This is a genomic window from Sphingobacterium sp. Lzh-3 (assembly GCF_046764375.1).
Classification (GTDB): domain Bacteria; phylum Bacteroidota; class Bacteroidia; order Sphingobacteriales; family Sphingobacteriaceae; genus Sphingobacterium.
The window spans coordinates 814,370-835,325 of the sequence record NZ_CP177226.1 but is presented as its reverse complement, the minus strand read 5'-3'; the positions used below and the strand labels follow the sequence as shown (position 1 = coordinate 835,325).

Annotated in this window: 15 protein-coding genes; 7 read left to right on the top strand and 8 right to left on the bottom strand. The window is 39.2% G+C overall.

Features of this window, described 5'->3' with window-relative positions; translation table 11 throughout:
• Positions 1–5: 5 nt before the first annotated feature.
• Positions 6–3,257, bottom strand: coding sequence for a TonB-dependent receptor (locus tag ACLCDV_RS03420; RefSeq protein ID WP_317668442.1), 3,252 nt, complete (start codon positions 3,255–3,257; stop codon positions 6–8).
• A 249-nt stretch (positions 3,258–3,506) separates the two neighbouring features.
• Between ACLCDV_RS03420 and ACLCDV_RS03415 the strand changes: the two genes are divergently transcribed.
• Entirely contained in the window at positions 3,507–3,857 is a 351-nt protein-coding gene (locus ACLCDV_RS03415; RefSeq protein WP_317668443.1) for a helix-turn-helix transcriptional regulator, read from the top strand.
• 29 nt (positions 3,858–3,886) lie between these two features.
• Here ACLCDV_RS03415 and ACLCDV_RS03410 read toward each other — a convergent pair whose 3' ends face one another.
• From ACLCDV_RS03410 to ACLCDV_RS03380, 7 genes are all read right to left on the bottom strand, one after another.
• Entirely contained in the window at positions 3,887–4,714 is an 828-nt protein-coding gene (locus tag ACLCDV_RS03410; RefSeq protein ID WP_411972913.1) for a hypothetical protein, read from the bottom strand.
• Positions 4,715–4,782: 68 nt separating this feature from the next.
• On the bottom strand, positions 4,783–5,154 hold the full coding sequence (locus ACLCDV_RS03405; protein ID WP_411972912.1) for a hypothetical protein: 372 nt from the start codon (positions 5,152–5,154) through the stop codon (positions 4,783–4,785).
• A 118-nt stretch (positions 5,155–5,272) separates the two neighbouring features.
• The gene (locus ACLCDV_RS03400) at positions 5,273–6,034 is read right to left on the bottom strand and encodes a hypothetical protein (protein WP_313239632.1); all 762 of its coding nucleotides are present in this window, start codon (positions 6,032–6,034) and stop codon (positions 5,273–5,275) included.
• A gap of 14 nt (positions 6,035–6,048) precedes the next feature.
• Positions 6,049–6,702: a hypothetical protein gene (locus tag ACLCDV_RS03395; protein WP_317668445.1), complete on the bottom strand. Its 654-nt coding sequence runs from the start codon at positions 6,700–6,702 to the stop codon at positions 6,049–6,051.
• The gene (locus tag ACLCDV_RS03390) at positions 6,686–7,018 is read right to left on the bottom strand and encodes a hypothetical protein (protein ID WP_333576340.1); all 333 of its coding nucleotides are present in this window, start codon (positions 7,016–7,018) and stop codon (positions 6,686–6,688) included. The genes ACLCDV_RS03395 and ACLCDV_RS03390 overlap by 17 nt, the downstream gene beginning before the upstream one ends.
• Positions 7,019–7,034: 16 nt before the next feature.
• Positions 7,035–10,532, bottom strand: a complete 3,498-nt coding sequence (locus ACLCDV_RS03385) for a DEAD/DEAH box helicase (protein WP_286727323.1) — start codon at positions 10,530–10,532, stop codon at positions 7,035–7,037.
• On the bottom strand, positions 10,529–12,271 hold the full coding sequence (locus tag ACLCDV_RS03380; RefSeq protein ID WP_333576343.1) for a hypothetical protein: 1,743 nt from the start codon (positions 12,269–12,271) through the stop codon (positions 10,529–10,531). Before ACLCDV_RS03380 ends, ACLCDV_RS03385 begins: the two co-directional genes overlap by 4 nt.
• A gap of 576 nt (positions 12,272–12,847) precedes the next feature.
• Between ACLCDV_RS03380 and ACLCDV_RS03375 the strand changes: the two genes are divergently transcribed.
• The 6 genes from ACLCDV_RS03375 (at position 12,848) to ACLCDV_RS03350 (ending at position 20,890) form a co-directional block, all read left to right on the top strand.
• Entirely contained in the window at positions 12,848–13,918 is a 1,071-nt protein-coding gene (locus tag ACLCDV_RS03375) for a S41 family peptidase (protein ID WP_286727321.1), read from the top strand.
• A 52-nt stretch (positions 13,919–13,970) separates the two neighbouring features.
• Entirely contained in the window at positions 13,971–15,044 is a 1,074-nt protein-coding gene (locus tag ACLCDV_RS03370; protein ID WP_411972911.1) for a DKNYY domain-containing protein, read from the top strand.
• Positions 15,045–15,296: 252 nt separating this feature from the next.
• Positions 15,297–15,776, top strand: a complete 480-nt coding sequence (locus ACLCDV_RS03365) for a hypothetical protein (RefSeq protein ID WP_317668450.1) — start codon at positions 15,297–15,299, stop codon at positions 15,774–15,776.
• A 127-nt stretch (positions 15,777–15,903) separates the two neighbouring features.
• Positions 15,904–16,431, top strand: a complete 528-nt coding sequence (locus ACLCDV_RS03360) for an RNA polymerase sigma-70 factor (RefSeq protein ID WP_112373850.1) — start codon at positions 15,904–15,906, stop codon at positions 16,429–16,431.
• A gap of 96 nt (positions 16,432–16,527) precedes the next feature.
• A complete protein-coding gene (locus tag ACLCDV_RS03355; protein WP_411972910.1) occupies positions 16,528–17,475 on the top strand; it encodes a FecR family protein in 948 nt (315 codons plus the stop codon).
• A 67-nt stretch (positions 17,476–17,542) separates the two neighbouring features.
• Positions 17,543–20,890 (top strand): SusC/RagA family TonB-linked outer membrane protein, encoded by a 3,348-nt coding sequence (locus ACLCDV_RS03350; RefSeq protein ID WP_411972909.1) that lies wholly within the window; start codon positions 17,543–17,545, stop codon positions 20,888–20,890.
• Positions 20,891–20,956 lie beyond the last annotated feature (66 nt).

The window sequence follows — 20,956 nt, the reverse complement described above, 5'->3', positions numbered from 1 at the left end:
TGCTATTAAAACGTTACTTTCACACCAAGGTTATATGATCTCACCAATGGATAAAGCCCATAATCCACCCCTGGAGTCAGGTTGCCGCGTTGATTATAATCCGGTTCCGGATTGTAGCCTTTGTATTTAGAAATCGTAAATGGATTGTCCACGGTCGCGTAGACCCTTACACCAGAAAGTGTTAGTTTTTCTGCTAGACTTTTGGGAAGATTGTAACCCAAAGCAATATTTGTCATACGCAAGAATGAACCGTCCTGCAGATAAAAATCGGAAAGACGTGTACTGTTACTTTGCGTACCGCCACGCGATGCACGGTAGACTTTACCATTTCCCGGATTTTGAGCCGAACGGTAGCGTTGTGCGACATCCGCATATTGGTTACCGGAACCTTCCATATTGTAGAGGTAATAATCATAGCCATCCAGCACTTTATTCCCTTGGGAGCCATTAAATGATGCCCGTAGATCAAATGCCTTATAGCGTGCATTGACGGCAAAGCCATAGGTGAAATTAGGATGCGGATTGCCGATCACACGTTTATCGGCATCATTGACGATACCATTGCCGTCAACATCTTCAAAATAAAGATCTCCAGGTTGTAGCGGAGTTGTTGAAGCCGCAGAAGGTGCGACAGTTTTATAGTTTTCCTCTGTTGCAACACCCAGAACTTTGAAACCATAGAACATACCAATTGGACTTCCTTCTTGTGTAATATGCGTTAAGTAGGAGCGTTCAGCACCATTTGTCAAGATGGTAGAGGCCCCACCAAGATCGAGCACTTTATTTCTGTTGACATTGATATTTCCACTGAATCCTAATTCAAATTCATTTTTGCGAATCAGTGTGGCATCAACCTGCACATCAAAACCTTTGTTCTGCACCTTCGAATTTGGCAGATTGGTCAAGATCGTTGTTGATCCAGATACAGCGGAGAGTGGCTGATTGAATAATAAATTGAAGGAACGGCTCAGGTAGAAGTTGGTCATAATGTTGAGGCGGCCTTTTAACAAACCGAGATCAAGACCGGCGTTGTATTGCGAAGTTGATTCCCAACCCAATTTTGGATCGAACAGATCACCTGCAGTATAGGAAGTCTCCACTTTATCACCAAGAATAACTCCTGCTGGTGAGTTGATAACGGATAATGCGCGATAATCACCAATATTATTATTTCCACTACGTCCCCAGCTCGCTCTTAGTTTGACCGTTGACTGTTGTCCTAACCAATCCGTATAAAACTCCTCCTTGGAGAGGGTCCAACCACCTGAAACCGATGGGAAGGTTCCCCATTTATTATTTGGCCCGAAACGTGATGATCCATCGGTACGAATGGAAGCTGAAAGGAAATATTTGGAATCAAAGCTATAGCTTACACGGCTAAAATATGACTGGAGCGTTGTAATGCGTTTGAACGTATCGTCTTTTAGCAATTGGAAATTAGAAGGATCGGCTCCTTTATCTGTAATTTCCCCAATTGCATTATTATTAAAACCGTTGGCTCTCACACCTTGATAATCGTAATCTGTTCGTTGAGCCGAATAGCCCAATAAAGCGGATACCTGATGTTTACCACCAAAAGTCTTGTTATAGTTTAACGTTGCTTCCAGCAATTTGTCCAATTCATTTTTTGTCTTGGCATCTGCATAGGCTGCAGATACCGCTTGCGGTGAAAACGGTTTGTTATTCCCATCAGAAAGACTTGTAGGACGGAAATAATCATACTTCTCGTCGTAAGTAGACAATCCACCGTTTATTTTCAGATTTAGGCCATCCATAATGGAAAAATCAGCAAAGGCATTGTATACCCCCCTTTTTCCACGACGGTTGTTTTTAATCTCAGTGACATAAGCCAGTGGATTTTCAGGGTTCTGGATACCGTAATTGTTCGCCGAAAGATCAGCCATCAGGTATTTGGCATAGGTTCCATCTTCGTTAAAAACAGGGAGGGTAGGCAAATAAATTAACGCGGCCATTGATGGGCTTCTGTCGTAACGGCCTGTCGTCACCTCGTTGTTGTCATTATATGTAAATGAAACATTTGCACCAACGGTCAATCTCTTGCTGACTTTGCTATCGATATTGGCGCGGAAATTAAAGACCTTTTGATCCGTCCCGAGCATGATCCCTTGTTGATTCTGATAAGATCCACTTAGGAAATAGCGGTTTTTTTCGTTACCGCCATAGGTTGATAGATTATGACGTTGGAAAGGAGCATTACGGTATAAGGCATCTTGCCAATCCGTATCATATTTCGCTTTTTTTGCCGTACCGGACGCAAAGTCATAGTAGTCTTCAGGAATACTTACTGAACCGGCATTTCCGACATTGGCGATACGCGTTTTATTATCATCAAAGCGTCTACTATCGCTCCAAGCAATCCCTTTCGTAGCCAGCAGGTCTTTATAGGAATTGTTACGACCATCAATCAAGAGATCAATAAACTGTTCCGAATTTAAAACATCGATTTTCTTGGAAAGCTGACCAAAGCCCCCCAATACTTCGTAGTCCACATTACTCTTACCTTCCTTGCCACGCTTGGTTGTAATCAATACAACACCGCCAGCACCACGAGATCCATAGATCGCTGCAGAAGCGGCATCCTTTAACACATCGATAGACTCAATATCATTGGGGTTGATATTTAAATTGTTTCCTGCTGGATATCCATCGATAACGTACAATGGATCCGAACCAGCATTGATCGATCCCATTCCGCGGACGCGCATTTTGGTACCATCGTATGGAGCGCCACTTGTCTGCATCACCTGTACACCTGCTACTTTACCAACCAATGCCTGGGATAATTTTGGTGCGCTCAGATTGAGTTCCTCGGCCTTAACGCTAGCGATTGCGCCAGTGACATCCGACTTTCTGATCCGCTGATAACCGATAGAGATGGTCACTTCTTCCAATGTGTTTTCATCGGTCTTTAGAGAAAAGATCTGCCCATTGGATTGGGTAATAGCTTGCACAAGTCTGCTATACCCAATAAAAGAAATACTCAGGTTATCACCCATTTCGGCTTCGATCTGAAAATTTCCTTTTTCGTCAGACTGAACAGATTTTTTACTTTTCAAATTTTGAACGGTTGCTCCTGCGACAGCATTTCCTTGGGCGTCGACGACACGGCCTTTAACGATCCCCTGTGCATACGTAAATTGTGACGTGGTTAGTGTGAGCGATTTGGCTTGAACAGCGGGTGAGCTCGCTGCAATGGCACATAACAACCAAAAGACATTGTTGGCTTTAAATTTCATAAGTAGCGCATTTGATTTATGGGTACAAGATTACAAATGCTATATGAAGGCAGGGTCAATAAAACATTAACAGTTTTTAACTAAACCGAGTTAGCAAGCTACGAAAGCTTAACAAAAAGGTAATACTAAAAAGGCGACTGTGTACTCAGCCGCCGTCCTTTTAATGGATTATAAGATTTTATTTTTTTGCCAGGTAATTAGATCCCCTGTTCAAACCCTCTCTTCACATTAATTTGAATTCGACTAACCATGTGCAATGTAACATCACAAGAAATTATTAAAGCCGTTAAAGAGCGTAGGAAATATCTCAAGATATCACAACGGGCAATGGCTGAACAGCTATATATTTCCTTAAAAGCCTACCAGAACTTCGAGATTGGAACGACGAAGATAGACATTGAACGTCTACAGCAAATTGCGGATATATTACAAACGGATATGAATAGTTTGATCAATCCTCCGACAGCTCAGATAAAGGGAGAAAAATTACCCTTATCAAATGAAAAGCAGCTTTTGCGGGACAAAGAAAGTTATATTTCTTATTTGGAGGAAAGTTTACAGTTTTACAGAAACCTCATTAAGGAGAATAATCTGATGTAGCCAAAGAGCTTCAAATTAGTATACATACACTAATTACTAGCTGGTTCAAAATGCAGATCGGAAAAACTACGTTTGGTAAGATTTATCCCTAATTCACCATAAGCTCCTTCAAAGGCCGATCTCAATGAAATTGATGACCGATAAATCGTTGGTCGAAAATAGAAATCTTTGTCAAGATCTTTATCAGGAAATAGATACACAATAATCCATACACTATCGGCATTCGCATAAACGTTCAATTGTTTTCCATATGCTTGATTTCCAAGAGATGACTTTAAACGTACTAGTTGAGATGTCAGCGCTGAATCTATAAACAACAGGTCGTTTTGTTTAATTTCATAAGTTTGATCCGAAATAGAGTCTTTTGGACCGTCAAAAATTGCGTAATCAGAAAAACGTGACTTATTATAATATTGCGGAATGGGAATACTTGCCTGCTCTATTAATAACCTTCGTACAAAGTTACTGTCTACATAAAGATCCAAGTAACCATTTCTTAATACGGCCATATTAAAATTTTTACAGGCAGCATCAAAGAATAAAACATTTTCCTTGATTTTCACAGGGCCATGCAATGCCTCTCTCTCCAACTGTCTTGGATTTTTTTTAGGATCTATTAATGTAAGATTAATTGTATCTATGACCATTGAATAATCTATTATCCGATAAGTTGAATCACTGAACACCTCAATTGAATAATCACTCGCTCCATACATATCATTATTTACAGTAATCGCCTTTACGATTAAATTCTTGTTATTTTTTTGCTCACATGCATTAACAATAATTAGCACAACGATAAAACCCAAGGCTCGTTGAGCTATTAGAAAATTCATATAGACACTTTTGTTTATCATATATACTTTTTGTTTTTGCTACATTTTGATCGACGTAATACATTACGTCGATCAAATTTAACATAAAATTATACTGTATCCTCCCCTTCATCTTCTTTCATAATACTATGAATACGATCCTCTAAAACCTTTTTGTGCCAGGCATCCAACAGTAGTCTTGTATTTCCGATCAGATCATCTCCACCAGTATCCATCATTTTCACCCACTCTTCTGCAAATTCCCTATATTCAACAATACTGTTTTCGGACTGTGTATATTGGATCAAATATTCCATCGCAAATAGATTAGCCCAGCGATCGGGTTGCATTGGATCACACATATACTCTGCAATGTCAATTTTATCAATAAATTCCTGTACAACTTCTTCCGGTGTGAAATTGAACAGATCGCAGAACTGTTTAAATGCTGTTATCAATTTAATATTTTCGAATGTTTCCATTATTTATTTAATTTAAGAAGTCATCATTTTTTCACCCTAGTTACCTCTATTTAACCGTTCTAAGATTACGCCATCTTCATCAAAAGACAGGTTGTTTCCCAAACTTTCCAAAGGTTGTTTATAACTCAAATTCGTCCTCCTTAGTTTCCAAAAGATTATCTAGCCAGACGTGATAAAGTGCAACTCTTTGATCAAGATCCCGATAGAAAAAATAGCGTTTATTAAGCTCCTGCAAATCCATTATAAATCGTTTAAAAAAAGATGTATTACGATATTCCCAATCAATAAGGCCGCCGTAACCGTCAAGGACACGATGAATAAATCCCAAAACAGGATTATAAATAGCTTTATCGAGGTGCATTGCTGCTAAAAAATCAGGTGTTGATGCCTGCAGCATCATGGTATTGATATAATGCGATGGATGAACGGAATTCATAATGCAAGTCAGCAGAAAATCCTTACTCAATTTAAAGTATATGTTTTCATCTAAATAGATTCGATCTTTAAGCATTACCTTTTTAGCAAAAAGATCATAAAGCTGCGCAGTAATAATACGTCCTCTATTTCTGCGTTCGCCGGTACTATAATTTCTATTGACTGCTAATTTTACCTGACGTCGCAATAATTTTATCCCCACATCCCTGTCATTATCTTTGAATTCGATCTTCAAACGATTATGGTCTTTAGGAATTTTATCGTTGATAAAACGTATGGCCCTGGTCGCAATATTATAGCTCGAATTATCTTTAAAATTCTGATCTATAAAAGAGTAATGATCCAAAAACAATTGGATAAAGGCTGGTACAGCGATACCAAAAAGCTCACATATTAACCGAAAATTTCGTGGTACCTCTAAAGGTACGCCTATTATATCTTCCATATTTTTAATATCTTTTATTTATGTGCGATATAGCGGAAGCCAAAACTCTTGGCTTTAGTTTTCCGCAGCGGTGCACTCCCTTTCTTTCCTACGAACACGCCAATTTCATGCATCAAGCTTTTTATGCAAATTTTTTCCCCCAGATACTTTTCCGCATAACGCCATAGTTCAAGCGGTGTTCTATATTTCTTAAAATAATCCATATCGATAAGCTTACCCAAAACGATTTCCACTACCATGCAATCGCATGCGAACTGTTCAGCTTGGTCTGAATCTTCTACCCTGATTTCCTCCATTAATCGAAAAAAAGTCATGGTTTCAACGGAATTGATAAAATATTCCATTTGATAGTATCGAATAGCCTTTTCTTCCCAAATCGTCAACTCAAACTGATAGCTAGATTTATTGTCAAATCTACTGATATCTATAGCCCTACGATTAAATACCCAACTGAGATGCACCATAACTTCAAGATTTCCGGCCGGTATTTTAAGTTCTTCCATTTCCTTAATATAGGTTTGCTCTTGTCCCATTAAGAAAGCCATTTCTTCACGGGTAAAACCGAAGCTGATCCGATTTAATATCAGGAGATAAACAATACCCGCATAATACATGGAAAATTCTGCGCGAAATCTCTCTCGGCCAATATCATTAATTAAATTTTGCATGCTCCTCCTTTCTATCAACCGTGTAAAAAGAATACCTTCCTTCCACATTTCTGGCGAACAACCTATTTTGCTGAATGAGTCCATACAGCACATTTTTCAAATGCCTTGGATAAATCTGGAGATGAACCTGCCCCGTTTCCTCAACTTTCCGAAACAATTGCCAAGGAGCTGTGCCACCAGTTACAAACTTCAGATTCGATAGTCCGCCAATCTTTTGTTGCACATGCAATCTGGCATAAGTGTACCCAAGCTGAAAGTCGTGCGAAAACATCATTCCCCCATAGGATGCTTTTGGTGTAGATACTTTTTTGATCATTATAGTGTACAATTGGTTATTCAAATAATTTAAGCAGTTCATCTTTACTGATCGATTTCATTAGATTGGCCTCATCTAAAATCAGTCCTTCGGATATTCGTTTTTTACGTTCTTGAAGGGCTAAGATGTGCTCCTCTACGGAGTTCCGACAAACAATCTTATAAGCCATCACATGCTTTTCCTGTCCTATTCGATAACAACGATCTATTGCCTGTGCTTCGGCAGCAGGATTCCACCAGGGATCCAAAATATAGACATAGTCGGCAGCCGTTAGATTTAATCCTGTTCCTCCCGCTTTAAGGCTGATGAGAAATACACGGCATTCGTCCTCGTTCTGAAATCTTTCGACCGCATTTTGCCGCTGATCTTGATTCATCTTACCATCAAGGTAGGCATAAGCTATTCCCTTATTTTCGATTCGTTGAGCCACCAGCTTAAGCATGGAAGTATACGCCGAAAAGAAAAGAATCTTATGATTTGGAGCGACTTCATCCATAATTTCATCAATAAAATCCAATTTAATAGATTCTTGACCGAAGCCGCCATCTTTCATCAGAATGGGCGAGTTGCAAAGCTGCCGTAGTTTTTGCAGCGCCTCGATCGCCAAAAATTTGGATTTCGTGGAGTCAGCGCTATTCAGATTATTTTCAATCTCTCCCTTGAATATTTTTCTGACCTTATCGTATATTTTTCTTTGCTCCGGAAGCATATCCATATACAGTATTGTTTCGGTCTTTTCAGGAAGGTCCAAAGCAACCTGTTTTTTTGTACGTCGAAGAATAAAAGGTTGGATCATCTTTTGGAGGCCAAGGACAGTTTCTTGCGCTGTATTTTCATCTTTGATCCCCTTATAGGCCTTGTTAAAATTTCGATAATCCCCAAAGAAACCAGGATTAACTAAAGACATTTGAGCATAAATATCTTGGATACCGTTTTCAACTGGCGTTCCTGTCACCGCTACACGGTAATCGGCCTTAACCATTGACAGCACTTCAAAACGCTTCGAATTACGGTTCTTGACGGCTTGGGATTCGTCCATAATCAGATAGCTAAAGTCTAAACTGGTTAAATACGCCGCATCAGTCAACATCGTTCCATATGTCGTAAGAACTACAGTGCCTTCCTCTTCAAAAATAAATGCTTCCCGGTGTTTCCCATAATAGATTTCTATTTTTCGATAGGGGGCGAACTTTTTATATTCATTTTCCCAATTGAACAAAAGAGAGTTCGGGACAACCACTAAAGCAGATTTTCCTGTAGAATGCTGTTGATAAAAGTATTCCAGCACTGTTATAATCTGCAATGTTTTCCCTAAACCCATATCATCAGCCAAAAGGCCACCCCACTGAAATTCATTCAAAAAAGTGAGCCAGCTGAAACCTACCTGCTGATAAGGTCGTAATTGCGCTTTTAAGCTTCTAGGGATTTCCAAAAGAGGGATTTCATCCAAAGCTGCGAGTTTTTCACGACGTTCCCGAATACTGTCCTGAATAATTTTTTTATCTATTTTATCCAAAACCTTCTGCATAGACACAAGTTGAATTGTATTTAAAACAAAACAATCTTCTTCTCTTCTTCCTCCTAAAAACAGTGGCCTGAAGATTTCTCGGTCAGCGCGGCGTATAACGCCAAAAGTCCCATCAGTAAGAGTAAAAACTTTATCTGTTCCCATAATCAAATCCTCAAATTCATCCATTGAAATTGTTTGTCTTCCAAATTTCGGCCCCAGTAGAATTGAACATAAATTATTTTCCAGACGGATGTTACGTACAGTACAATTTAGAGGGAAAGGATAGTATGCGCTACCTTGCTGAAGATGGTCAATTTCTAACGAAATTTCATTGAGAGAACAGCTGTCCATGAAATCAAATAGCCAAGTGGTATTTTCAATTTCTTTCAAAGGAATCAACCAGTTATTTTCTAATGTTGTCTCCTTAAGAATCGGATGTTGTGTTTTAACAAATTCCTGAAAAACCTGTTCTTCGAGCTTATTCCTTTCAAAATACGCCAATTGATTCTGTCTCTCCTCTAAAATCAAATTGCTACTGGAGTTCAACAAAAACCTACCCTCTTTCTCATATTCGACAAAAGCCTCTATACAAAGGAATTGGTCAATTACAGAAATAGTAGCTATTTTTTTAAACGGCTTAAAGACTTGAGGAATTGTCATATTTTCCCCTAGCCTGTTTAAGATGACAAGCTCCGCTATTTTTGATAGGGGTATCAGATAATCGTTCAAGAAGGTATGATAATTCTCTTTAAAGACAGTCAATCTATATTTCCATTGTTTAAACTTTTGCAATACTCCAGCCTGGGTCGGGTTATCAATAAATAAAATTTCCTCGTTAGATATTTTCAGAAAGAAACAATTTTCATCCCCCAAAAACTCAGGACAATCTATTAGCTGGTTTCTGTAATAGAGACAAATTCGCATTTTCAGATATTGATCCTGATCATCAATTTCGACTTTGAGCTGCAAATTCCCCTGTGCTTTATTTAATGTCGCGGCACCCAGCACGCTCGAATTTTTCAAATTAATCTGATGTGCAAATCGATAGCGTTTAAATGTTTCGGCAAAACGTAATTTAACTGGAAACGGAGGATCCTCCAGTAAATCACGCCATATCTGTATAATTTCCCATTGTTTCCGCTCGAAGTAGTTGATATCTTCACTGATTAGATCCTTCTTCTCTTCCCGAAGTATTTTATCTTCATTAAGGAGGGCGGCAAATCGACGACTGAACAATTCCAGATACTGATCATAAGAATTTAAAGACATTTTCAAGTTACTTTCGTCCAATAGATAAGAGTGCGAAAAGGAACGAGAGCGTTTAAATTTATAATGAAAAGGGAAAAAAACAGGCAGACCAAAAGCGGAAAAATTTATTGTAACAAAAAAATACACTTCATCGTTTCGCTGTAAATCGAGATATCCTTCCAAGTTACGTGCAGGCAGACGAAGTCCACTCTCATAATCATTAGGAGCTAAACGATAAAATCGTCCATATTCATTATTCATTTCTACAGTTAACTCCGCATAAGAATAATTCTCACAGACCTTAAATGGCACGATCTTTTTCTTCCATGGTGGCAAATTATTGATTTCAGCCCGATATAGGCCCTTTAAATAATTGGGGTAACTATCCAGTAATTTATTCGATAGCAGGGTTGCTTCGTGTACGCAAAGCCCTGTTACATCGTCGCTACAAGAACAATTAATGCCGAGGTGTTCCGTAGTCAGCTCGATTTTAACCGTAGTACCCGAGAACTTTTTTAACTTAAGTTCATATTTCGGTGGATACGGTCGGACCTGAATAACAATATTCTCTCGTTCCATAAATGGAATCTCATCATCAGCATAATATTTGCTCAGGTAGCGCGGAGTCATTCTCCCTATAAATCCATCTTCCCAAGGAATTACAAGAGGTTCACTAGAATTTCTTTTTGGAAGTATTTTTTCGACTGAATGGATCTTAGCATCCGTCGTAATGCAGTTAAAGCCAATTCCTATCATATCACTTCGTTTAATTTAACCTCCGATTTCAGCTCCATATACCGTATGCTCTGATCACAGAGATCGACAAAGAAATCTGTAATTTCTCTCGCTTTTGACCTGAAGTAGTCCATATCAAGCTGAGCTAATTGTGAAGGAAGCTCATAGACCCGCCCTTTCATCTGTTTTAATAACTCTGCATTCAATATTTCCTCTACATCACCTCTGGTTGTAAAAAACTCCTGCACCTTTTTATCACAGATACAGGTCCAGTCCACAAGATTGGCTATAGTCACATTCATTGGGGCATAACCGATCCGTAGGTAGAGGTAACTGTATAGTCCAATTGAAGTCAATTGATTTAAAAATAATACAGCCAATTGCGGACTAGCAAGTCCTTCAAAAGCGAATACACCTAGCAGATCCTGCATGAGTTTTGAATTGCGTGTCCATGAAATGGATGTCTTAAACAATGTATCATGCCAATTGATCGGAGAAACGGAATACGTCGGTTTATAACTCGGACGACGGTAAACAACAACAGATTCATTCCAGATCGTATGGGAGAAACGGCTGCCCATATCCAATTTTGTTGCCAGGAAATCTGTGCTCATAAAAGCTACAACTGCAGTAACTCGACCATAAACGATTTTTCGAAAGTGACAGTGACCTATTTTCTTTTTTATTACGACAAGGTAGATTTCTGCCTTTTCATTTTCCACTGCAGGAAAATGAAAAAGTCCTTTTCCATGCGCATCGCTGACGTAATAATTGAGCAGCATCATTTGTTCGGGATTATTCTCCTGACGAATCTGAGCCAGCACATGAAGTATATCTTCCTCATACCGTTCCGGCCAAGGAAATGCACGAAACTGCGAGGCCGCGGCATTCGATAATGTAGTCTCCTTCGCCACCAGATTACTTGCTGCAACTTCGACGTTTTTATTTGCGACTTTTTGTTCCGCTATTACCAACAATTTTTCATAGCCCGCTTTAAGGCCTTCCATAAAACTCAAGTACAGCTGTTCAATCGTATGAAGAACAAACTTGCAATGCTCATAAAGCCAGGAGGCATCAAAGGCGGAGATTTCGAGGTCCTTGTTTTGTTTCACCGCATCAAAGGCACTGTCCAATAATCTAAAACGTTTCTTTTCTTCCTCATCCTTTCCGACAAGAGATTCTCTTAACATTGAAAAATGTTCATTGAGGCTTTTAATTCTGTTGCTAACATGATGTACGTTATTGGCTTTTCCGTCAATCATTAGCTGTAAAAAACGCAAATGATTTTCCATACTTTGATGTAACATAAATACAGCCCTTTGATAGTTCCCCTGCTGACCAAATGTTTCAGCCCCCTGTAGGAATCCCGCTGAAATAGGCAAGAGCTTCTGGTAATATTCATCAGCGATTTCTAGGACACTTTTTAGTTCTTTCGCTTGAAGGGGTGGGTTCTTTTTGCTACTAGCCTGATGAACGGTATTTTCAGGTAGGGAGGCATAGGAATAATACAGGCTGCCCACTTTGACTTTACTGAGCATTTCAGCAATTGGCACCAGCTCAAAGGAAATATTCTTCTGGTCCATTAAACATAATTCCGCAATAGGTTTTAATACCTTCGCTGAAAGCCCGCTCACATGCTTGAGCGCAAGAAGCAAATGATAATGCTCCTGACCGAGAAACTGATATTTAAAAAGATAGGCACGATCGAGATCCATACGCTGAGAAAGCCGATCGATAATTAATTGGCTATTGATTTCCATACTAAATGATTTAAGATTAAAAATTTGGCACAATAAATTAACCCCAAACAGATCAGACCGTTACAGTTTATTATTGTAAATAATAAATACTTTATTGTAAAAAAACAGTATTACAACCAAGGAGACTAAAGAGGGTTAACACATTACTACATATAGACGTTCGCCCCTTGGCTTTTCAGGAAATACCAGCATTTAAATCAACATGTATTCAAATCATTCATTTAGCGAAAAAGTGTTTCACCGTCGCTGGCAATAAAGACGGAGAAAACACTTTGTTTTTCGATTATAAGAAAAACAAAATAGAATACATTAATATAGTTTATACATACAAATATATAAATAAACAAAACCAAATCAAAATATTATTTATCATTAAAGTTTTAAATGAAGGATGCCGGCCTGTACATAAACAGATGACTATTTATTTCTGGCTTTTACAAATTATAAATATATGCTACGAATTGTAAACACCTCACGAAACAATTCTATATTTCTACTATTTTTAGGCTATTCAATTTTTAAGCTATCAGAAAATACGCTATTTCTTAAATTGCATTAATTTTAACAACCATATCCATGACCAATACCAAATTATTCCTCATCTTTTGTCTTGTTTTCTTTGTTCGACCAATATATGGTCAAACCACCTGCAACTGCTCACAGGCACTTAAGCAATTAATTGTAAAAATAGAGAGCGAGTACCCTGGTTTTCCAGAAAAAACCAAGCAGAATAAGGACCTGTATCAAGCTAAAAAAAATATATTGACGAAGAAAAGCTTGCTGGTTTCAAATGGGACCTGTATGCAACTTTTGCAGGAATATCTTGACTTCTTCCACGATGAACACATTGTCTTAGATGATCTTTCCAAAAGGAAAAATGCTCCACAGACAAGTACCGAAACCCCAAAGGCAGAACCAGAAGAGGAAATAAGTTCAAAATCGATCAGTCCCGATATATTTTATATTAAGATCTCAAGCTTCGGGTACGAAAACATAGCCCCTTTCAAAGAGCTGATTGAAAAAAACAAAGAAAAGATCGAAAGCAGTAAAGGACTTATTATAGATGTACGAAACAACGGTGGTGGGACGGACGATGTATACCAGCCGCTGTTGCCTTACATCTTAACTAATCCCATCCGGATTATGAGTGTTGAGTTTTTTGCGACACAAACCTTAGTCGATGGGTTGCGTGATTATGCCATCAAAAATATCAAGCAGGATTCACTGAATGAAGTAAAAAGAATTGACGAAGATCTTCGGGAATACAGGGAGAATATCGGAAAATTTGTATTGTATGGTGACAAGAAGGTGATCATAGATACGATTGCTATTAATAAAAAAAGTCCGCAACAGGTCATTATCCTAGCCAATAGAAATGTAGCCAGTGCTGCCGAGAATTTTTTATTCAGTTCCCGCCAGAGCAAAAAAGTAAAAATCATGGGAACGCCGAGTATGGGCGCCCTTGACTATGGCTCTATACGTGAGTTCAAATTTGGTTGCGACAACTACCAGCTCCTTTTGCCAACCTATCGATCTACTCGACTACCACAATATCCGATTGACAATATAGGGATACAGCCCGATATCTACCTGGATGAATCCATTACAGACTGGATCGATTTTGCGGTACGTTACATCAATGAATAATCAATAATTGCGATAAGGTATATCGTTGGCGAGTATGAAAAATATCTTAAAAATGGGAATAATAAGTGCTTTGATAGGTCTGCTCTTTTCCTGCAAAGAGCAAGTGAGTCCTTTGTCTGAAGATTACTACAAAAAGAGCGGTGCGATTTATTTTATACCGAGCGGAAACGGTTTTGAACGAGGTTCGAGAAAGATGGTTGCCGATGTGGCAAGTTTTGCTGTGATCAAAGAGGTCTATGCCCGCGATAAAGATCACGTCTATTTTATGGGATGCCCGCAAGAGCTGGTCGATATAAAGACCTTTCAACTGAAAAACAACATTCCAATCGATCAGGAGCATGTATTCAAGTTTGAAGGTTTTGCGTCGGCTACTTCATCGTGTAGCCAAAATCAGCTCACCATTATCGAAGGTGCCGATCCTGCGACTTATACAACGTTATATCATCAACTTCCAGCACTAGCTAAAGATAAAGCACATTACTTTTATCGGTATCGACCGCTGAACGTCGACTATGCTTCATTCAACGTAGTTAACAGTAATTTTGTAAAAGATAAAAATCAGCTTTTCGTAGTAACAGACAAAGCGATTCTTCCGCTCCACTATAAAACAGAGAACGTTAAGGCCCTCAATATAGCCTATCTACTACTGAATGACCGAATACTGCTCTACTACGAGCCTTATCAAAACATCGGTATCCTGGAGATCGAACTTCCTTCGTCAAACAACATAAAATTCCTTAATGATAAGACAGTAATCATTGACCAATTGGTGATTATCTCGGGTAAGCAATTTGAATATGCAGCGGTCGATGCCGAAAGTTTCGAGCTATTGGAAGGGGCAAATGGAAAAGTTCTTTGGTCGCGCGACAAAAATCATGTCTATTACGAGCAACGATTATTTGCTGAAGCAGATCCGAAAACCTTCGAGGTTCTCAAGTTCGCTGTAGCAAAAGACGCGAACCACATTTTCATTGGAAACAAAATATTCAATGGCCCTGATGTAAAAAGCTTCAGAAAGGTTGATAAGCCGCGGGTAAACCATGATTTCGAAGATGACCTGGGCAACAAATACTGGTATCAAACCAACAAAGGGGAGGTTATTTTGGTTCCGGTTACTAAAAAGTGATCACACTAATCGGCTCAACAATAAGCAAAATTTGAGCCGATTAACCAATTTAATCGGCTCAACTCCAAAATTAGCGCTGCTCCTTCCTGATATCATCTGTCCAATCAACGGTTAATATTACACGCCAACAGGCTATAACTTACAATATACGGTATTGAAATATCCTTAGTTTATTCGGTGACTAATTCGCCCTATTTTATTCTAGGCAGATTTAACTACAATCATGCGATTTGGGCTTATGATTGGCTATATATGGATAAAGATGGCAACTTATTAGACACCATCAAAGCCCCGAATTTCTATATCCTGGATCAGGTGGGTAATTTGGTCTGGCCAGACAAACACATGTTACTCACCTCGAATGCCATGAAGAAGAATTGGAAGACCGGAAAAATAAAATATGTCGATTCATCAGAAGATCTTTATTTAATTGATGTGAAACGAGGCGATCTGGAACCTACAAAAGGCCTATGGAATTCAAGTGCAAAAACTTGGGATATAAATCCCGATTTCGAACATATTGAAACCTTAGATGGTAAACGACAAATCTTCGCATTACAGGAGCATAAAGATGGTTGCTATACTTTATACAACAATAAGACAAAACAACGAATCGGCAACAAAAGCTACATGACCATCAATCCCAACGGTTGGGTACAACCTAGAAATGAGCAGAATCGGGACGAGGGCTATTTTATTGACATTGCTACGGGCAAGGAATATAAAGAATAAAAATATACCGTTCAATTTCAGCTGAAATTCCCAAGATTAATTTATAACAGACAAAATATACTCTTTAAGATTTATTAACTTTAAAGGAATACTGAGTTATTAGCTTTGTCCAATTAAAACTGATCTTGTGAGCGAATTATTGATAGCATCATTAAAGCAGGGTGACCACTTTGCCATGGAACAGATTTTTAATCTGTATTGGGAAGCCATATTTGATGCAGCTTTTAAGAAAATAGGTGACGAAAATGTTGCTCAGGACATTACCCAGGAAATTTTTATTTCGCTGTGGGAAAACCGTGAACAGGTCATCATATCTGGTGGCCTCGCAGCCTATCTACATGGGGCTGTAAAATTCAAAGTAATCAACCATTTTCGGAATACGACAGTTAAAGATGGGCACAAAGCCGAACTAGCGACTTTAATGAACCAACAATATGCGGATTCAGCGGACGATTTGCTGATCTTAAAAGATGCGCAACAAAAAGTTGAAGAAGCGTTGATGCAGCTTCCCGAACGTATGCGGCTGGTCGTCACAATGAGCCGCAAGCAAGAAAAATCAATCAAGGAAATTGCGAGCGAGCTGAATGTATCGGTACAAACGGTCAAGAATCAAATTACCTCGGCCATGAAACTGCTCAAAAAAAGCCTCTCTTAGGCAGTTCCTACATTTTTTTGAGTGTTAACAATAATTTAATATACTCCTAATATTTTCGACTAGTACCATTTCCCATTTGAAGTGACATGTATTCAAATGATGGAAGAAAAAGCAAAGCAGCTACTGCAAAAATATTTAAATGGAGAGGCCAGCGCCACCGAGATTAAACAAGTCGAAGATTGGTACGCCCAACTGGATAACGCATCAAAAAAAATTCCGCAGGAACGCAAAGCGGCCTTGCGCGAACAATTATTGGCCAATATCCAGTCCGGTATTTCAGAAAAGGAAAGTAAACGACCTTCCCTGCTGTATTCACCTGTATTCAAAATAGCGGCCGCTATTTTAATGATTGCGTCCATAGGACTTCTTTATTGGAAAGTAAATAATCAACCTATCGCACCATCTGCGCAGATCGTCACAACAACCCTTGCAGATGAACATAAAAAGATTGTATTGGCAGATGGTTCGGAAATTATCATGGAACCATCTTCAAAAATCAGCTATCCAAGTACATTCAAGGGAAATATCCGTGAAATAGCACTTACCGAGGGGGAAGCCTTCTTTGCTATTGCCCACGACGAACAACACCCATTTCAGGTACAGCTTGCATCCAAGCTAGTGGTTAAAGTATTGGGTACCTCCTTTCGGATAAAAGCTTATCAGGCTTCCGACCAAGTCGAAGTCACCGTTGCTACCGGTAAGGTGGCGGTACAGCAACAAGATAAAATCTTGGGTATATTAACCAAAAACCAAAGTCTACGTTACAGCAAAGAAACCTCACAATCTTCGCGTAGCGTGGTCGAAAAAAACACAGCTGTCGCCATAGCGTTTGATGGAACAAACCTCCAAGAGGTCGCAAAAAAACTGGAATATATCTACAACATTGAAATTATCTTAAAGGATACATCGCTTTCGGCCCTAAAAACAACAGCCACATTCAATAGCACACAAAATCCAGCCGAAATACTGGATATTATCTGCAGCCTGCATCACCTTAAGTACAGGACGATTGAAAAGGATAAAATATTTAAAATCCAAAAATAATGTCTAAAAATTTACCTAAAACATCTTAGTCACCATGCGCAATTCATTACCTAATCATTACAAAAAAATGAAAACACCTGCATTCAAAAGAGAATTCTCTTTTTATCGGATCATGAAGTATCCCTGCATTGCATTTTCGATTACGTCGGTATTTTGCAGTTCACTAATGGCCTCACCCGGTATGGCCCAACGTTTGGACAAAAGCAGCGTAAACATCAAAATAAGCAAGGGCGAAAAACTCGATGTCATCCTCCACAAAATCGAGAGTCTTTCGGGCCTTCATTTTGTTTACAACCCTGATCTATTGCAAGAACACAACACCGTCTTAAGCGGTAGCTTTAAAACCGAGCCTGTTCGCTCACTGTTGAATAAACTCGGAATCAATGCGGTAGAAAAGGAGGACTATGTGATCTTGAACACGCAAGCAAACCTCAAGGCAGACCGCATCGTGACAGGTTTTGTAAGAGATACAACAGGGGCTGCAATTGTAGGTGTTTCTGTAAAAGTAGTGGGTACGCAGGTAGGAACCACAACAGATACAAAGGGTGCATTTCGAATTGAGGCTGGACCACAAGCCGTCCTTTCTTTTTCGATGGTCGGATTTCATTCTAAAGATGTTTCTGTTGGTGAAAATGAAGTTATTAATGTAACGCTAAGCGAAGAACGTTCGACCCTATCCGAAGTTGTTGTTGTTGGTTATGGAACCCAGAAAAAAGAAACATTAACAGGAGCTATAGGTGTGGTATCCCTTGATAAATTATCCTCACGCTCGGTAAACAGTGTCGGTGAAGTATTAGCCGGAAAATCTCCGGGTGTCATTGTGACAAACGAAGGTGGCGATCCGACATCGCCCCCACGTATCAATATTCGGGGTGCCGGTGGTATCAATGGTGAAAATGTACTCTACGTTATTGACGGTTCGATTTTCTTAGGTACTCCACAATTAAATCCCAACGACATTGAGTCTATTTCCGTATTAAAGGATGCTTCAGCAGCTATCTATGGTGCGAGAGCTTCTGGTGGTGTGGTATTGATCACCACAAAAAAAGGAAAAAAAGGACAGATGCAAATTAATGTTGATGCCAAGATCGGCCAGCAAAGTGCATGGCGTAAATTAAAACCTTTAAACGCCGAACAACGTGCCGAGGTCGCCGCAACAGCTGCAAAAAATGGTGGGACAACCATTTTACCAGCTTTCGATCCGGCTAAATATCCAGAAGGTTTAGTGACCAAAACAAACTGGATGGATGAGGTATTTAGAAACGCGACATTGCAAGATTACAATGGTGCAATTAATGGCGGAAATGAAAAATCAAATTTTTACCTAAGTTTCAATTACCGCAAAGCAGAAGGTATTGTACTCAATACGAAAACGCAGCGTTACAACTTCAGGATAAACTCAGAGCATCAAGTTACACCATGGTTAAAAATAGGTGAAAATCTTTCCTATAGCAGTACCAATGGAAATGGTGCTAATACAAGCAGCGACTATACAGGAGCGCTATTGTCGGCCATTTATTATCCCACCAATGGAACACCTTATAATGCCGATGGTAGTTTTGCGGGTCTTCCAGGTCCTTTCCCTGGTGACTATGGTGATATCATCAACCCGGTTGCAGAATTAATGCGCATCGATATAAACAATCCGGTCAATGTCCTGGTTGTGAATCCATACGCCAACATCCAGTTGGCAAAAGGCTTAACTTTTAGATCCAACTTAAGCATTACAAAATCGAACATTAGATATAAAAGCTTTACACCAAAACGTCCTGAAATAGGTAAACCCGTTTTGAGCAATAGTCTGGTGGAAAGAGCGAGTGACGCAAATGATATCCTTGCCGAACAAGTCCTAAATTATAAAACCAAATTTGACCATCATCAACTTGATTTGACCGGAGGTTATAGTTTTCAAAAGACCAAAAGTAGTTATTTGAATGCTTCAGGAACGGGCTTTGACGACGAATCCAAGCAATACAGATACCTGAATAACGCGAACACAATACAACCGTCGGAAAGTGGTTATGGAGCCACAGCGCTTTCGTCTCTTTTCTTACGGGCAAACTATAATTACAATGAAAAATACTTACTATCCTTAATTGGTCGAAGAGATGCTTCATCCATCATTCCATTAAAAGAAAATAGAGCGCGCTACTATTATTCAACATCTGCCGGATGGGCTCTACACAAAGAAGATTTCTTGAAATCTGTAGAATGGTTAAACGAGCTTAAAATAAGAGCAAGTTACGGTAAATTGGGTGGTCTAGCCAACCTAAACCCACTGGATGTTAACCCTCTTCTTATTCGCGCCGATGCCTATTTCGGTGAAAATCCAAAATTACAAAATGGATATGCTCAAAATGTATTACCCAATATGGATATGCGATGGGCTGAAAGTAAACAAACAAATATAGGTTTAGATCTTGGAATTTTGAATGGATTGAGCTTGGTAGCGGATTATTTTGTCAAAGAAACCAATAAGATGATCTTAACCAAACCTCTTCCGGGAACAGCGGGTTTGAGCACACAAACGATTAACGGTGGTATAGTAAAAGATAAAGGTATTGAACTAGGACTAACGTATAGTAGTGCTAAAAATAAAGATTTTTCGTACTCTATTAATGCAACCCTAACCAAATTGACCAACAACGTTCAAGAATTGGCCCCTGGATTGAACAATATCGCAGTAGGTACTAATTTTAGAAATGAGCTAGCTCCGTTGACAATTACTGTTGGCCAACCTCTTTACAGTTACTACGTATTAAAGACCGATGGTATCTTCCAGAGTCAGGCAGAAGCTGATAACTACAAAAATGCCAATGGACAAAAAATTCAACCCAATGCAAAAGCGGGCGATTTCAAATTTGTAGACATCGATGGGAATGGTTCGATCGGACCTGAAGATCGCTATTACGCCGGAAGTGCTTATCCTGATTTTTCTTACGGTCTGAGCTTCAATGCGAATTACAAAAACTTTGATCTCAATATTTTTGCACAAGGTGTACAAGGAAACAAATTGTTTAATGCCATCAAAAGAACAACCTACAGTGCGAGCGGTCCTTCGTACAACAAATTAGCAGGAATCCTCGATGCATGGTCACCAGAAAACCCGAATGGGAAAGTGCCTATTATCTCAAGCTCAGACGCCAATGGAAACTTTAATGCATCAGATTTCTATATCGAAGATGGTTCTTTCCTTCGTATCCGAAATGTCACATTAGGTTATACACTTCCAAAATCTTTGACTGACAGATATAAACTTGGAAACGTGAGAGTCTATGCGACTACGAACAACTTATTTACGTTTACAAAATACACTGGTTTTGATCCGGAAATTGGTATGGACAACAATGGACTTGATGTCGGACGCTACCCACAAGCCCGAAGCTTTATTTTCGGTCTAAATGTCAATTTTTAATCTTAGCAGAATGCCAATGGGATCTAAACGAAGGTGACCTCATACAAGGATTATTGAGTTTAAGAT

Coding starts and splice junctions, on each gene's coding strand:
- ACLCDV_RS03420 (WP_317668442.1), bottom strand. CDS start 3,257: ATGAAATTTAAAGCCAACAATGTCTTTTGGTTGTTATGTGCCATTGCA.
- ACLCDV_RS03415 (WP_317668443.1), top strand. CDS start 3,507: ATGTGCAATGTAACATCACAAGAAATTATTAAAGCCGTTAAAGAGCGT.
- ACLCDV_RS03410 (WP_411972913.1), bottom strand. CDS start 4,714: ATGATAAACAAAAGTGTCTATATGAATTTTCTAATAGCTCAACGAGCC.
- ACLCDV_RS03405 (WP_411972912.1), bottom strand. CDS start 5,154: ATGGAAACATTCGAAAATATTAAATTGATAACAGCATTTAAACAGTTC.
- ACLCDV_RS03400 (WP_313239632.1), bottom strand. CDS start 6,034: ATGGAAGATATAATAGGCGTACCTTTAGAGGTACCACGAAATTTTCGG.
- ACLCDV_RS03395 (WP_317668445.1), bottom strand. CDS start 6,702: ATGCAAAATTTAATTAATGATATTGGCCGAGAGAGATTTCGCGCAGAA.
- ACLCDV_RS03390 (WP_333576340.1), bottom strand. CDS start 7,018: ATGATCAAAAAAGTATCTACACCAAAAGCATCCTATGGGGGAATGATG.
- ACLCDV_RS03385 (WP_286727323.1), bottom strand. CDS start 10,532: ATGATAGGAATTGGCTTTAACTGCATTACGACGGATGCTAAGATCCAT.
- ACLCDV_RS03380 (WP_333576343.1), bottom strand. CDS start 12,271: ATGGAAATCAATAGCCAATTAATTATCGATCGGCTTTCTCAGCGTATG.
- ACLCDV_RS03375 (WP_286727321.1), top strand. CDS start 12,848: ATGACCAATACCAAATTATTCCTCATCTTTTGTCTTGTTTTCTTTGTT.
- ACLCDV_RS03370 (WP_411972911.1), top strand. CDS start 13,971: ATGGGAATAATAAGTGCTTTGATAGGTCTGCTCTTTTCCTGCAAAGAG.
- ACLCDV_RS03365 (WP_317668450.1), top strand. CDS start 15,297: ATGGATAAAGATGGCAACTTATTAGACACCATCAAAGCCCCGAATTTC.
- ACLCDV_RS03355 (WP_411972910.1), top strand. CDS start 16,528: ATGATGGAAGAAAAAGCAAAGCAGCTACTGCAAAAATATTTAAATGGA.
- ACLCDV_RS03350 (WP_411972909.1), top strand. CDS start 17,543: ATGAAAACACCTGCATTCAAAAGAGAATTCTCTTTTTATCGGATCATG.